The sequence below is a fragment of the Mesorhizobium sp. M0227 genome (genome assembly GCF_040321855.1).
Taxonomy (GTDB): domain Bacteria; phylum Pseudomonadota; class Alphaproteobacteria; order Rhizobiales; family Rhizobiaceae; genus Mesorhizobium.
In genome coordinates, this window is record NZ_JAMYSJ010000018.1 from 74892 (window position 1) to 89829 (window position 14938).

At 60.6% G+C, this 14938-nt stretch carries 9 protein-coding genes and 1 pseudogene; 4 read left to right on the forward strand and 6 right to left on the reverse strand.

Translation table 11 applies throughout. From position 1 onward, the window contains the following. Positions 1–92 precede the first annotated feature (92 nt). Genes NKJ00_RS22455 through NKJ00_RS22465 form a run of 3 tightly spaced genes read right to left on the reverse strand, consistent with a single transcriptional unit; the run spans position 93 to position 5579 of the window. Complete coding sequence (locus tag NKJ00_RS22455; RefSeq protein ID WP_352631266.1) at positions 93–3389, reverse strand: error-prone DNA polymerase; 3297 nt, start codon at positions 3387–3389, stop codon at positions 93–95. Beyond that, positions 3386–4906: a Y-family DNA polymerase gene (locus tag NKJ00_RS22460; protein WP_352631268.1), complete on the reverse strand. Its 1521-nt coding sequence runs from the start codon at positions 4904–4906 to the stop codon at positions 3386–3388. The genes NKJ00_RS22455 and NKJ00_RS22460 overlap by 4 nt, the downstream gene beginning before the upstream one ends. Beyond that, the gene (locus tag NKJ00_RS22465; RefSeq protein WP_352631270.1) at positions 4821–5579 is read right to left on the reverse strand and encodes an ImuA family protein; all 759 of its coding nucleotides are present in this window, start codon (positions 5577–5579) and stop codon (positions 4821–4823) included. The genes NKJ00_RS22460 and NKJ00_RS22465 overlap by 86 nt, the downstream gene beginning before the upstream one ends. Before the next feature lie 199 nt (positions 5580–5778). Here NKJ00_RS22465 and NKJ00_RS22470 point away from each other — a divergent pair. Continuing rightward, positions 5779–6201: pseudogene (locus NKJ00_RS22470) on the forward strand (DUF6088 family protein); the annotation flags it as partial. 193 nt (positions 6202–6394) lie between these two features. On the opposite strand, the gene NKJ00_RS22475 reads toward NKJ00_RS22470, so the two are convergent. Continuing rightward, positions 6395–7210: a nucleotidyl transferase AbiEii/AbiGii toxin family protein gene (locus NKJ00_RS22475; RefSeq protein WP_352631274.1), complete on the reverse strand. Its 816-nt coding sequence runs from the start codon at positions 7208–7210 to the stop codon at positions 6395–6397. After that, positions 7207–8007 (reverse strand): type IV toxin-antitoxin system AbiEi family antitoxin, encoded by an 801-nt coding sequence (locus tag NKJ00_RS22480; RefSeq protein WP_352631276.1) that lies wholly within the window; start codon positions 8005–8007, stop codon positions 7207–7209. Before NKJ00_RS22480 ends, NKJ00_RS22475 begins: the two co-directional genes overlap by 4 nt. Before the next feature lie 518 nt (positions 8008–8525). Here NKJ00_RS22480 and NKJ00_RS22485 point away from each other — a divergent pair. Then, positions 8526–9941, forward strand: coding sequence for a hypothetical protein (locus NKJ00_RS22485; RefSeq protein WP_352631278.1), 1416 nt, complete (start codon positions 8526–8528; stop codon positions 9939–9941). Continuing rightward, the gene (locus NKJ00_RS22490; protein ID WP_352631280.1) at positions 9931–12519 is read left to right on the forward strand and encodes a phospholipase D-like domain-containing protein; all 2589 of its coding nucleotides are present in this window, start codon (positions 9931–9933) and stop codon (positions 12517–12519) included. Before NKJ00_RS22485 ends, NKJ00_RS22490 begins: the two co-directional genes overlap by 11 nt. A gap of 529 nt (positions 12520–13048) precedes the next feature. Here the strand turns inward: NKJ00_RS22490 and NKJ00_RS22495 are convergent. Beyond that, the gene (locus NKJ00_RS22495) at positions 13049–14101 is read right to left on the reverse strand and encodes an ADP-ribosylglycohydrolase family protein (protein ID WP_352631282.1); all 1053 of its coding nucleotides are present in this window, start codon (positions 14099–14101) and stop codon (positions 13049–13051) included. A gap of 361 nt (positions 14102–14462) precedes the next feature. On the opposite strand from NKJ00_RS22495, the gene NKJ00_RS22500 reads away from it, so the two are divergent. Then, on the forward strand, positions 14463–14894 hold the full coding sequence (locus NKJ00_RS22500; RefSeq protein ID WP_352631283.1) for a hypothetical protein: 432 nt from the start codon (positions 14463–14465) through the stop codon (positions 14892–14894). Positions 14895–14938 lie beyond the last annotated feature (44 nt).

The window sequence follows — 14938 nt, forward strand, 5'->3', positions numbered from 1 at the left end:
GTAAGCGTGGCAAAGCTGACTGACAGCTGCCACCCCAACTGAGATATTCGCGACGCCGAACACCGTTACCATGCCGAGCCGCGGCGGCGTTTCTACCGAAAGTCCCGTGGCTTAGGCAGCTTGATCGACATAGTCTCCGACTCGGGATAAGACCCCTTATGCCGAACTCGGCATAAGGCATCGACGATGGCGCGCCCCTTCGGCATGCCGCGCGGATCGATGCCCCATCCGCCATAATGGGCCTCGTCACCGCGGCCGTGTGGCAACGGAAACGGCATCTCGCGGTTTCCCACGCTGGCGAGTTCGGCCGAAAGATCGGTCAACTCGTGGGCGACGAGATGCACCACCTCCCCTTCCCGCTGGATGCGGCCGCGCACGCCGAGCATGGCCGACGAGAGAAGCACGCGACGGAATTTCTCAAAGACCTTGACCCAGACGACGACGTTGGCGGCGCCTGTCTCATCTTCCATGGTGAGGAACATCACGCCTTTGGCCGAGCCCGGCCGTTGCCGGACCAGCACCAGGCCCGCGGCCTCGAGCCAACGTTTGTCTCGCGCCTGCATGGCTTCCTGACAGGTCACGATGCGACGCCGGCGAAGATCGGCGCGGAGGAATGAGACGGGGTGGCTGCGTAAAGTCAGCCCGACATGGCCATAATCCTCGACCACCTCGCGGCCGGCCGTCATGGGCCTGAGAGTGATGACAGGCTCGTGAACCTCCGGCACTGTCTTCTGCTCACGAGAGGTAGCGGCCGCAAACAGGGGCAGAGGCTCGTCGCGCAACGCCTTGATCGCCCAGAGCGCATCGCGGCGGGCAAGGTTCAGATCCGGCAGAAAGGCATCTGCCTCGGCGAGCTGGACCAGCGACGACGCCGGCACGCCAGCGCGGCGCCAGAGATCGTCGACCGAGAGGAAACGCTCATCGGCTCGCGCCGCAACGATCGCGGCCGCATCATCATTGGCGAGACCCTTCACCATGCGCAGGCCGAGCCGGACTGCGAAGCGATCTTCGGCATCGGTCGGCTCAAGCGTGCAATCCCAGCGGCTGGCGTTGACGCAGACGGGACGGACCTCGACGCCATGATCGCGAGCGTCGCGCACGATCTGGGCCGGCAGATAAAAGCCCATAGGCTGCGAGTTCAAGAGCGCCGCACAGAAGACATCGGGATGCCAGCATTTCATCCAGCTCGAGGCGTAGGCGATCAAAGCGAAGGAGGCGGCGTGGCTTTCGGGAAAGCCGTAGCTGCCGAAACCTTCGAGTTGGGAGAAGGTCTTTTCGGCAAACTCCTGGGTGTAGCCGTTGGCGATCATGCCGTTGATGAGCTTGTCGCGGAACTTCGAGACGCCGCCGGTGTGCTTGAAGGTGGCCATGGCGCGCCGCAGCTGGTCGGCCTCGCCGGCCGAAAAGCCGGCGCAGATCATGGAGACCTGCATTGCCTGCTCCTGAAACAGCGGCACGCCAAGCGTCTTGCCCAGCACGCGCTCGAGCTCCGGTGTCGGAAACGTCACCTCTTCCGTCCCGTCGCGCCGGCGAAGATAGGGATGGACCATGTCGCCTTGGATCGGCCCTGGACGGACGATAGCGACCTCAATGACCAGGTCGTAGAAGGTGCGCGGCTTCATGCGCGGCAGCATCGACATCTGCGCGCGGGATTCGATCTGGAAGACCCCGAGTGTGTCGGCCTTGCGGATCATCGCATAGGTGCGCGGATCCTCCGACGGTAACGTCGCCAGGTCGAGGGCGATGCCCTTGTGCTCGGACAGGAGATCGAATGACTTCTTCATGCAGGTCAGCATGCCCAGGGCCAGGACATCCACCTTCATGAATTTGAGGGCGTCGATATCGTCCTTGTCCCATTCCACGACCTGGCGATCCTTCATCGCCGCCGGTTCGATCGGCACGAGATCATCTAGTCGGTCGTGGGTCAGGACAAAGCCACCCGGATGCTGCGAGAGGTGGCGCGGCGTGCCGGCAAGTTGCGCCGCGAGATCGAGGGTCAGCCGCAGCCGGCGATCGCCGAGATTAAGGTTGAGCTCGCGGGCGCGCTGCTCATCCACCGCCTCGCCATGGCCCCAGACCTGTGAGGACAGAAGTTTGGTCATGTCCTCAGGCAGGCCAAGCGCCTTGCCGACATCACGGACCGCGCCCTTGGTGCGATAGCGAATGACGGTCGAGCAAAGTGCTGCGTGGTCGCGGCCGTAGGTCTCGTAGACCCACTGCATGACGATCTCACGCCGTTCATGCTCGAAATCGACATCAATGTCGGGCGGCTCGCGCCGTTCCTGCGAAACGAACCTCTCAAACAGGAGGTTGTTGCGTTCGGGATCGATGGAGGTGATGCCGAGCACATAGCAGACGGCCGAATTGGCGGCCGAGCCGCGGCCCTGGCACAGGATGTCCTGGCTGCGGGCGAAACGAACGATCGCGTTCACGGTGAGAAAGTACGGCGCGTATTCGAGCGTCTCGATCAGCCGCAGTTCGTGCTTCAGAATACCGACCACCTTGTCGGGCAGACCCTCGGGATAACGGCGGGCGGCACCTTCCCAGGTTAGCTTTTCCAGCGCCTGCTGGGCGGTGAGGCCGGGCATCGTCTTTTCCAGCGGGTATTGGTAGGCGAGCTCGTCCATTGAGAAGCGGCAGCGGTCGGCGATTTCGATCGTGCGCGCCCAGGCCTCGGGATAGCGGCTGAACAGCCGCGCCATCTCATCGCCCGGTTTGAGATAGCGATCGGCATGACGTTCACGACGGAAGCCGGCGTCGTCGATAGTGACGTTGTGCCGAATGCAGGTGACGACATCCTGCATCATGCGGCGGGCCGGCTCGTGGAAGAGCACGTCATTGGTGACGACGGTGGGCACGCGCATTGCAGTTGCAAGATTTGCCAGCTCGTAAAGTCGGAGCTGGTCGTTCGGGCGCCTGCGCAAGGTGAGCGCCAGATAGGCGCGATCGGCGAAGGCCTCGCGCAGGCGTCGTAGACGGACGGCACAGCGATCATCGGCTTCGTCGGGAACGAGCACCGCGATAAGCCCCTCGCCATAGGCGACGACGTCATCCCATTCGAGATGGCATTTTGCTTTGCCCGCCCTGCCCTTGCCGAGCGACAGCAAGCGGCAAAGCCGCGAATAAGCCGGTCGGTCGGTCGGGTAGACCAGCAATGCCATTCCGTCGGCGAGATCGAGACGGCAGCCGACGATCAGCCGGACGCCTGTCGCCTTCGCGGCCTCGTGGGCGCGCACGATGCCAGCAAGCGAATTGCGGTCGACGACAGCCAGCGCCTCGATGCCGAGCAGTGCCGCCTGCGCGAATAGTTCCTCGCATGACGATGCTCCCCGCAGGAACGAGAAATGCGAGGTCACCTGCAGCTCGGCATAATGGGCTCCGCCAATCATCCGAAGATCCCGTGCATGAACCATTTGTGCGATCCGGTCGCGGTGTCTTCGCCGTCGCCGGCGCGATAGACCCAGTACCGCTCGCCGTTCTCATCCTCGACCTGGAAATAGTCCCGCACCGCTGCGAGTTCGGCGTCACGCTTCCACCATTCCCCGAAAACCCGTTCAGGGCCGTCCGCACGCTTCACGCGCCGGCGAACGCCGCGCCAGGTGAAGGTCACGGGCGGATGGTCGGGAAGAAGTGCTACCGTCTCGATCGGCTCGGGCCGCGGCAGCAGCCGTGACGGTCGTGGCCAATGGCCGGGCCAGCCCTCGCCGGCATCGGGCGCCATTGGGGCAATGCGTTGAACCGACCGTTCGGGAACGTCGCTCTGCACCGGGGCGAAGCGATAAAGCCGCTCCTCACCGACACGGTTGGCGAGGATGTCGATCACATCCGACACATCGGGTTCGGGCGCCTCGGCGAGCGAGGAAATCATCTGCTTGGCCCTCAGCGGCTCGGCAACGGTCGCGGCAAGCCGCATCAGCTCGATGCCGAACCCTGGATCGATAGTTTCTATTTTATCTGTGAGAAGCCGGGTCAAACGCTTCACATCGCGAACCGGCATTGCCGTACCGATACGGATCGCCTCGACGCGACTGTCGACACGGAAGAACAGAAGATCGAGCCGGCGCGCGCCAAGCCCTCGCGTCTCGAGTGAGGCGCATAGTTCAGCGACCAGCTTGCCGGTATAACGCGCGATTGTTTCTGCCGCTCCGATCGGCTCGGCAAAATTGCGGCGGACCTCGACGATTTCTTCCGGCCGGATCGGCTCGATCGGTTCGCTCACCCGCCCGAACGCCTGGTCGAGGCGGCGGCCGGGTTCCGGTCCAAAACGCAAGGCCAGCGATGCGCGCGGCGTGCCAGCAAGATCCGCGATTGTCTCGAAGCCAAGCCGTCGCAGGCTATCGATCGTCGCGACGGGAAGACGGAGGGCAGCGATCGGCAAAGGCAGGATCGCCTGTCCATCGCCGGATGGAACCACAAGCGTCTGCCGTGTACTGAAGCGGGCCAGTGCGTGAGCTGCACCCCAGGTGCCGGCGACCGCGGCACGCGCGGCGAAGCCGGACGCGCCAAGTCGCGCCACTATATCGGTAAGCATCGCCGCCTCGCCGCCATGCAGATGATCGGCGCCGGTCGTGTCGATCACGATGCCATCCGGCGGATCGGCAGCGACGATCGGCGCGTAGCGGCGCAGTGCCCACAGCGCCAATCGCTCGAGCGCCACCTCATCTGCTTCGGGCTCGGCATCATGAACGACAAGACCCGGAACGAGCGCCTGCGCCTTACTCGCCGGCATGCCGATGCGCAGGCCGGCTGCGCGCGCTGCAGCGTCAGTGGCGAGCACCACACGGCGACGTCCATCGCGGCCGATCAAAACGAGCGGCGTCTCAGGCGGAGGCGCGGCGTCGCCCGATTTCCTTCTGAAGCGGTCTGTCGGCCACATCGGAAGGAAGAGCGATACGACCCTTGGCATCGCAAGCCTCCACTATGAAATCCGCACTCTCTCCGGCCCGGCATCGGATCAGTTCAAGCTGCCAGCGCGCACGCCCGACTCCCTGAACCGGCAATGGCGTCGACGGCACGACCGACACCCGCCAGCGGGTTTCGGCGGCTGTCGGCTGGCCGAAATCGGTTGCCTCCGTCTGGCGGCGCCAGCGGCGAATGGCGATGCCGATGGCGCCGGAGCTTTCGGCGGCGAGCTGAAGCCGCCGTGAGGCCGTCATCGAAAGCCGGGCTATCTCGGCAACGACAGCGCCAAAACCGCCACGAAGACCCTCTTCGAAACAGGCGAGAACGGATTTTTCGTCGCCGGCTTCGACATAGATTACCCGTCCCGGAGAAAGGCCGGCCTGTTCGATCGCAGGCGCGAAAAGATCGGGCCGGGTAAGGCACCACAGCACCTTGCCCACCGTGCGCGCCGCAATACCGGCGGCGAAGAGCGCCGCGGCCGCACCATCGACAGCGTCATTTCCACCACCCGCGACCTCATGCAGACCGCCAAAAGCCAATCCCCCTCCCGGCAGAACCCTGTCGATTGCGGCCACTCCGAACGGCAAAACCGTTCGCGCGCGCGCTTTTCCGCCTTCGAGACGCGCGATGCGGTCTCGAAGCTCGGAAATGGCAGCAGGGGGCGCCGATACACTCATCTGACCCTTGAAACGCGGAAAGCCTGTCATATGTTCTACATTTGTTCTCGTCTTGGCTAAGAGTCAACCGGGATGATGTCGTGCCCCTGCGGAAGGAGGCATTCGATGCTCGGGCCATATCCTTCAATGCGAAAATGCGAGTTCCATTTTTGGAGTTTGGGCGCCACGGAGTGTCCGAAAACTGTAGCATATTTCAGACATGCCCATAGTTGAGCCCGATACCGATCTTCGCTCGCCCCTGCTTGCCCGCATTTGAGTCCAAACCCGACGAGGTCTGGACCCCCGGCGACTTCGCCGATCTCGGCTCGCGCGCCGCCGTGGACAAAACCCTGCAGCGCCTGGCAGCCGCCGGGGAGCTGCGCCGGATTGACCGAGGCCTCTATGACCGGCCGCGCACGAACAACCTGACTGGCCGCGCCACCGTGCCGGATTATCGCGCTGTGATCCGCGCCGTCATGCGCCGCGATCGGGCGCGCGCCGTCATCGATGGTATGACGGCCGCCAACGACCTCGGCCTGACGACTGCCGTCCCCGCCCGAATAGAAGTGCTGGTCGATGCGCGGTTGAAGCCAATCAAGCTCGGCACGCAGGAAATGCCTTCAAATACGCTGCCCCTACCCGATAACTTTCATCGACGAAAAGGGCGTGCGATGCCTGTTTCAACCGCGATCACAGGTCACTATGCATTTGGTGCTAATCAACTTCAGATCATGCGCGCTCTGGACAAAGCGGTGCGTACCTGGAAAACCATCGCGGATTGAAGCTGTAGTTTCGAGAGGCGATGCATTCCTTGTCGCCAATCTCACTTGGCATAGTTATGAAGCGCCCTTCCACGGCTCACCGGCAAGCCGCTCAATCAACGCGGCACCGACGGCATCGGCCGCCGCCAATAAATCCCAAGAATACCCGGTCGCGAGGAGCGGACTGATATCGGCGGTAAACTGCGGATCAGTGAGCTTCTGATGCATATTCTGCTCGAACAGGGCGCGCGTTATGGTGTGCCCGCCATGGCCCACGTAGGCCGCAAAGGTCTCGACGATGCGGCCGGGGTCGACGCCGTCATGCGTAAGGGCGACCGCCAGGTCGAACAGGTCGCGGCCCTTCTTGCGCTGATAGAGCGCGCGCAGTTTGGTGCCGAGAAGCTCGTCCAACTCGTAGGTCGGTATCTCGCACGCGCCTTCGAACCAGCGCGACGAAACGCCGAACGGCATCTGCTTGAAGCCGTGAACGGCGAAATGTTCGCGCGAATTGATTTCGACCTTCAGCCTCATATTGATCGGCGGAGCATCCTCCGACAAAAACCGGTACACGAAGGTTACGCGGCCTTCGGTCTGCTTCCAGCGCGGCGTGCCAAGCCAAGGGTCAAGCACTGACCGGAGGGCTTCCATGACCGGCCCCGCCGGCTCGGCGCGCATCTGCACGAGGTCGATGTCCTCGGAATAGCGCGCGGCCGGTTTGAGGTAGAGTTTGTAGAGCGCTGTGCCGCCGCGAAACGCCAGCGCTTCCGATAGAACGGGATGGGAAAATATCTCGACCAGCGCGCGGCAGATAACGAGGTCCTGCTCGACCTGGATGTCCTGAACCCAAGGGGCCTGTGACCGCCACTCGGTTATGTAGTCGCGCGGGATCACAGCTCGGCCTCCACGTCGGCGTTGATGTCGAGCTTCCAGCCTTCATCCCGTTCAGCGCCCTTGGCCTCCGCTGTCGGCAGCAGGACCGTCGCCTGCCGGGCATGTTTGCGGACATGGGATTTCAGTGCTTGCGCGCGCTCGCCTGCCTCCACGCGCTCCAGCAGATAGCCGAGCCGCTGCGCCCACGGGACAGGCGCTGTCTGCGCAGCGGTTACAAGCTTGTCGGGGTCAAGATTGTCGGCGAGTTCGCCGAGAATTGTCGCGACCTGGTCGAGACCGCCGACATGGTTGTAATAGCCGACAAGATCGACGGCCGTCGACTCGGGCGTCGATACGAGAACCGTGCCGCGCGGCGTATTGAAGCTTTGCACGGGAATCGCGCTGATGTTCTTGCGCATGACGAAGGCGACTCGCACCGCGCCGCAGGAGATGGGGCGGCGGCTCTTAACAACCATCACCTGATATTCCTGGGGGCGGTGATGGGCCGCGCCATGAAACTGGGCGGCGGACAGCAGACCCGTATAGTAAGACAGGCCCAACCGTTTCATCAGCGCGGGAATAAACTGCTCGGCGGGCAGACAACCGAGAGAGCTGTATTCCGGAGGAACGATGACGTAGAACCCCCGGGCAGGGGAAGCGATCAAGCCTTGCTTCGCAAGCCGGTTCAGGGCCAGCTTGGCGGCATCGGCAGACACGCCCAAAGCGGACTGGGCATCGGCAGAGCTGAAATGATAGTGACCGCCGGCTGCCAAGCGGGAAATATAATTACGAGCATGCAGGCGCGATTCTGATTTCATATGCATAAAGTATTATTTTTTGATACGTTACGCAATTGATTTGGAGACGACGAATGGGGCGGCAGCACTCGGCCATCTCCGAGAGCGAGAGGGTCCTGCCCGGCCAGAGGATTCGCGCCACCCGGAAAATCCCCGCCTATGGATAGGCGGCAGGGATCGTTTCTTGGCAGCGGTTTGCCCCTTGCCAATCCGCGACGCTTCTTGGATTTGTAGTGCGTTGATTAATTGATAAGCTGATTTGAATATCAGGGTGGATATGGAAATGATTGCGGGGGGCATGATTTATGCAGATAGAGACGGCGTGGGTTAAGCCACCACTACAGATTGGAGGGCTTGATCATCTAGCTGTCCAGGCGCCCTGCATAAGCATATATGGACGGCTGCTCCCTGGCATCACTAACGTTACGGACAGAGCGCGATACTATTCTTTCTACCCTTGGCTTATATGGGCTCTCGACAAGGCCGGCCACCGGGAATTCAATGACGCCTTCATCGAGCGTTTTCGCCGGGCTGACTGTTTGTTCTGTCTTATCGCGCATCGCCATGCCGCTGTATGCGGCGGCGATGCTGACGATCATGCTGCAGCAATGGTGGGTAGTGATACTCTGGCAAGCGTCGCGCGGTCGCTGGGGGCCGACGGCACAATCCATCTGTCCGACTTCTCACTGCGGTCGGGGGCCAAGAAGCGATATTTCGCGAGTGATCTGGGTGGGCTCGGACAGTATTATCTCGGAGTCTTAAGAGAGCTTTCGATTATCGACGGCGATGCGTCCGCTGGGGTCCGCTATACTAGGCAAGTGGGGGCTGTCATCGCTGAACGAATGGATGCCAGCGTCAATCGACCGCTTTTCATGAAAGCGGTCGATGCCGACTTGGTTACCGCGTCGGAGCTGGATGCTCTACATGGCTTCTGCCCCTGCCAGCTTTGCAACAGTCCGGGTGAGCAGAAGATCCTCGGCGAGCTGTTCTTTGTTAGGGATCGTTTCCACGACAGCGAGGCGCTGCCGCGCCGCCGGTCGCTGCAATTGATATTGCAGCTTGCCGACCTTCTTTGTGCCCACGGTCAACAGCTCTCCGAGACGGCGTTTCGTGCTTGTACTTATGCGAGCAGCCTGCCCGGAGGCGAGCCGTGGACTATCTCTCCCGAATTATCCGGTACCCATGAGAAATGGGCGGTCTACGCTCGCAACGAGCTGCTCTCGGTTGCGGTGCAGGGGCTATTTTACGCCTTGCTAGATGCCTACGAAGCATCGACTCTTCGCTTCGATGCGAGCGCAGACATCGCAGACTGGTTCATGCAGCAATTTGAAGTTCTTGAAGCGTTGGAGGCTCTGGGACCGCAGAAGTCATTTTCGGAGTGTGTCGCGGACAGCAAGGCGTGGCTGCCCGACCTTACGCGCTGGAACGAGCAAATGCATGAAGTGAAGCTGACCGAGCGCATCACGTCGCTCTCACGGGCCAGCAAGTCGCCCCAGAACCGCAGAGAGATAGTTTTGGCTGCGCTGCGAACGCTGATTGCACTCGCAAGCAGGGCCGATCCTACCGATCGGCATTACGCCGACCTGGTGTTTGAGCCGGACTACTTCCGCTATTACCCGATTAATCTGGAGTCGTTTGCCCGCAATGCCACGGGCATTTGGGCCTCCACGACAATTCAAGATGTGCTCCGGTGGCTCTTGATCAACTGGGGCCTGGAGATGCACCTACGCGTGGCCCTAAGAAAACTTCGCAGCCAGTCGCAATCTACATTCAGAATACGCCCTTCTGATCGCGGGATGGAGGTCATTGCAATCCCGCCGGCTGTTCACACACGGCCTCGTTTCAATCAGGCTGTCCGGGTGCTCAAGGACATTGGCGCGCTTGAGAGAACCGCGTCGGGTTGGCAGCCCAGCATGCTGGGGCGCGCGCAGCTGGAGCTTACGGATGCTCCCTAAAATCTCGCTGATGGAGGAATTGAAGAAGGGGGGTTACGAAGCTTCGCTGACGACGACCTACAATGCGTATTTGCCCTTCTATGAAGAAGTGGTGCTGCGCCGGTTGGTCAATGCCGGCGTACGGCACAACGTCCTTCTAATGGATGCTCAGCAATATGCGGCCTCTTTGACGGTCCACCCGCCCCGACTTGCCGGCCGTCAGTACAGCCTTCTACCGGTGAGGGTTCCGGGCGCTTTTCATCCAAAGCTGGTTTTTCTGACGGGCAAGACCAAGGGAGCGATCCTGATCGGCAGTCACAATATGACCCTTGCCGGCTTCGGGTTTAATCGCGAGATGACAAATCTTGTGCGCATCCAAGGGGACGATGACGGTTCAGGGATAGCGCTTGCTCAAGCAGTCTGGACGGAAGTCGAATACTGGCTGGACGCATTCACGGATGGCATCCCCGATCATGTCCGGGCTATGACTCGACGTGTGAAGGAGTTCGCCCCTTGGATGAATGCGGCGGCGCTTCCTGATACGAGACTGAGGCTTCTTGCCGCTCGTCCGGGAGGGGAATCCCTATGGCAACAGTTCACCGCGCTGCTGGGGGGAGAAACTGCCCAGATTTCGATCGGCGGGGCTTTCTTCGATCAAAAGCTGAACTTCCTCCATCGCGTGAAGGAGGAGCTGCAACCGGGAAGGATGACTGTAGCCGTCGATCCCGGAACCGTGCAGATGCCCGTTCGCGCTCATGATCTTGAAGGGGTATCCTTTGTCCGGGCTGACGGACTTGGTTGTGATGAGAACTCGGAAAGCCGGTATCTCCACGCCAAATTCGTTCTGGCAGAGCAGACCGGCGGTGCCTCCGTCTTTGCATCGGGTAGCGCGAACCCCAGTCGACCCGCATGGCTCGCCGACAAAGACAGCGGCAACGTCGAGCTGGTGCTCGCCCGCGTTGGCGATGATGCTCTGCTGACGGCAAATGCACTCGGATGCGGGGACATTCGCAACCTACCGGCGCTTACCACGGAGGACTGGGACGCCATCCAGATCAACCAGGCGCAGGAAAAGGACACCTCGTCCGCAGGCGTTCGCAGCGGCGTTGCGCTAGCCGAAGATACGCGCGTCCTCTTCGACATAAGCCTCCTGAAGGCTCTTGAGAACCTGGCTTTCACGTTGAACGCTCCTGATGGGAGCGAAATCTGCCAGGCGGGTGGGCTCACCGTCGAAGACGGTTTTGCGGTTCTGGATTTTGCGGCCCGTGACATCGATAAGGCCACTACACTCCACGGCATAATTGCAGGCGGCGTCGTGTTGAAACTTATCCTCCATCATGCTGGCATGGTAGAGGAGCAGGCCCGGAGCGGAACGCAGCGGCGCTTCAAGGAAGCTCTGCTCAGCCTGGACAGCGATACTCCTGACATCGCACTACTCATTCAGTGCATTGATAAAATCATATTTGACGAAGAGAACGCCCCCGCCCCGACCCAGCAGCTAAGGAAATCAGGCTCGCGCAGTACGGATCAGCCAAACGAATCCGATGTTCCTGAGACGCTGGCCATCGATGTGAGCGAGATGAAGAAGCGCGGCAAAAAGCGGCGCTTGGAACATTCTAGCGACTTTGCCTATCTGCTCGATGCCTTGATCTTCCACTTACGCATGCAGGAGGAAAGGTCGCACGAAGAGACCGATCGGTTTGGCCGCACTGAAGAAGAGCAGATTGGCGCTGACGACGATCCCGATGGCCAGATCACGAATCTTACGTCCGCAAAACAAGCTGATCTGCTTCGCATTTGTCATTCGAAGGTACGCACTATCATCAACAGGATGGTATCGCAGTTGAAAGCCCTCTCCGCAGGAACGCAACCCCTTACAAAAGTATTGGTACGCTTGTTGGGCGTGCTGGCTGTTCTTCGAGAACTGCGAACGTGCGATGGGCGTGTCGCCTGGGTCGCAAAAGGCACAACCACAGTTCCGCGGGATCAGCGGCTGCGTCTCCTGGAGGCAGTCATGTTGAATCTCTTCGAACGAGACTCCTCAATGTCCAATACGTCGCTGCTCAGCCTCGAACCACTTGGAGAGGATTTTCGGGATAGCGACGACGTGGCGCGGCTCAAGGGCTTGCTGCTTTGGCTGGCTTGGGACTGCGGACTGACATTGAATTTGCAGAAGCCTTTCAGGGAGAACCCTGAAGCAGGCGAGCAGAGGCTGAAACAGAATGCGATGATTCTTGCGCTCGCACAGATCATCCTTTCAGACGAAGCGGTGATCGATGAAGCACGTCAGAGCATCGGAGGCCTAACCTCAATCGAACTGGATTGGCTAAAGGATATTCAGCGATTGAGCGACGACTGCACTACGCATCGCGGGAATGTATCGGCACTGCGACAGGGAGAGAATGCGGAAGCCGGCGACATCGCGTTCCATCGAACAGCCCAGGACTGGATTGTTCGAATGGTTGCGGGCCGCAACGGCAATAAAGTTTCCCTTATTGCGCTGAGGGAGGACAAGCCCCGCCTCGTCTACCGGGCCGAACATCTGGCTGTTGCGCAAGTCGCGTCCTGGAACTCATATCTCGAAGTCAAGCAGGGATAGGCTTTGCTTCATCTTTCGTCCCTTGTTAGGCCGAAACGCGGCGACGGCTCGACCTCGAAGATTTAGCCGCGCTCGCTGGTGCCCTATGCCTGGATTGTTGTATAGATGCGCTCGCTCGCCTCGCTCGCTGAGCTTCGCCGACGAACGGAAGAAGCTCGTCGGCGTTCGCCCAAGCGCCGCCTTCATAGCTTCATCGACCAGCCTGTCGACGTCGTTGTCGAAGGCTCCAGGCGGCAGCGATCCTGTCGATTGTCCAAAATGGCGTCGATAACCCGCCAGCCGCACCGTCGAATTCCGGCGGTCCCCTTCCGGACGGCGGAAAGCGGAAATGCCATCTATCAATTCTCATAGCCCAAGACCTCTCACCAGGTTGCGGGTCACGCCTCGGTTCGGTGTTGACGCACCATCGGGGGCCGCTTGCGTTCATGCCGCTGCGTGAACGGCCGTAACCGATCGGGATCCGAGACAGATCTCAAATGAAAGAAGCCGAGCCGACAGGGTTAATTTGTTGCGATGTCCTCTGGTTCACCTACCAGCCCGGATATCGGTCCCAGAAGGTTTCGGTTTCATAGCGACCTTCGATGATAGCCGCGAAGTCCCTCGCCAACGTCTCGATCACATCGCCAAGCTCCACACGTTCCACCCACGCCGTCGGTAGTGATCGGGGTCCATGCAAAGCCCCCACGACGTTTCCCGCTATCGCGCCAGTCGAGTCGGAATCGCCGCTATGGTTGACCGCCGCGATGATCGCCTCGCGAGGGTCTTCAGCGGCGAGCGCGCAAAGAACGGCGATCGCGAGCGCCTCTTCTGCAACCCAGCCCTCGCCAAGCTCGGACAGCCGATCGCGCCAATCTGTTGCACTGCTTAGTTGCGCCGCGTGCCGGAGCGCGTCCTGGACCTCGCGGGCGTCGTGTTCGCTCTGCAGGATCGATAGTGCCTGCTCGATGGCATGCGGAAGTGGCTCTCCTTGCGCCACAAAGGCAATGATCGCCGCGAGCGCTCCGGATGAAAAGGCAGCGGAGGGATGCCCATGCGTGGTTCTTGCTGTCTCCATCGCGAGACTGAAAGCGTGGTGCGGGTTATCGACTGCGAAAAAGCCGAAGGACGCGTCCCGCATGACCGTCCCGCAGCCTTTGCTGTTGTTATTCGCGGCGCTGCCGAATGACCTACTTTCCCGAAGTGCAGACAGACAAGTATTTCCAGGTGCTCTTCGCGTCCAAAGCCTCTTCTCGCGGATCAGCCAGCCGTCGAGTTCGTCGTCGGATGAGAGTTGCTCGAATGGCTGATCCTGTGTGACGAGCCAGCGCTTGTAAGCATGATGCACGACAGCCGGCGGATGTCCGATACCCTTCTCAGACATTCGAATGGCAGCCCTAATCAACCCGTCGACCGTAAAAAGGGTCATCTGCGTGTCGTCAGTGATCGCACCAGTGACGCCGTAGGCTGCATCGAAGTCCAAGATTCCCTGCGAGCCATATCGAGCGGTAATCTCCTCCAGCTTGAGAAATTCTACGGGAGCGCCAAGAGCGTCTCCGCACGCGCCTCCCAACAGGCAGCCATAGATGTGGTCATACAGCGTCAATGACATCTCCTGCGTCTGATATGGATATGCGGGTGTGTAGCTTTCCGCACGGATAAGTCTGGAACGATGATGCGATGCTACGCGCCTTCCGGAGGTGCAGTTTATGCAAGGGCGCCAGAACATCGATACGACTCATGCTTTGATCTTAATGGATTCATTGAATTGCTTGGATGAAATTTGAACAGTTGGGGGGAGCTGAGTGGCGCATCCGCATGGGCGGCTCTGAGCGCTGCACCTCATAGGGCGCGACTGCGGTGTTCAACGCCGCCAATGCGACAATCTGACTGAAATTGGCTGTTGCACGTGCGTACTATTGCCGCGATATCCGCAGCCAGACTCATAAGCAGCCGGAGAAAGAATTATGGCCGATACCGCATTCTCGAAGGCTCTCGTCACGATCGACTGGGAGGAAGAAAAGCTTCTCGTGTTGCGCTGCCCCATCACGGGTGAAGTCGTCGCTGCAGGATACGATCCGGCGACCGGGGAGTTTGGTTACGGAGAGCACGTTCCAGAGTGGGAAAACATCCCCACGGTTCTGTTTCACTACACGGCCGAGACGGGCGAGTTCGACTTCATCCGGCCGCAGCTCAAGGAAGAGATCGACAGGAAGCGCCAAGAACTGGAAGCGGCCGATGGCGACGAGGAGTTCGACGATTTCGATGTCCTGCAGGAACACCTGCCGTCCATCGGGAAGGTTCCGCTCGTTTTTTGCATCCAAACCCACGGCATCGCAACGGGGCCGCTGACCTCAACGGTTTATGTTGGTCTCGATCTGGCGGCGGCCTCGGCGTAGTGCATACCGGGGATCAGGACGCTGCCCGGGGCTGTGCTGATCCT

Coding starts and splice junctions, on each gene's coding strand:
- NKJ00_RS22460 (WP_352631268.1), bottom strand. CDS start 4,906: ATGCCAAGGGTCGTATCGCTCTTCCTTCCGATGTGGCCGACAGACCGC.
- NKJ00_RS22480 (WP_352631276.1), bottom strand. CDS start 8,007: ATGAAATCAGAATCGCGCCTGCATGCTCGTAATTATATTTCCCGCTTG.
- NKJ00_RS22455 (WP_352631266.1), bottom strand. CDS start 3,389: ATGATTGGCGGAGCCCATTATGCCGAGCTGCAGGTGACCTCGCATTTC.
- NKJ00_RS22465 (WP_352631270.1), bottom strand. CDS start 5,579: ATGAGTGTATCGGCGCCCCCTGCTGCCATTTCCGAGCTTCGAGACCGC.
- NKJ00_RS22490 (WP_352631280.1), top strand. CDS start 9,931: ATGCTCCCTAAAATCTCGCTGATGGAGGAATTGAAGAAGGGGGGTTAC.
- NKJ00_RS22500 (WP_352631283.1), top strand. CDS start 14,463: ATGGCCGATACCGCATTCTCGAAGGCTCTCGTCACGATCGACTGGGAG.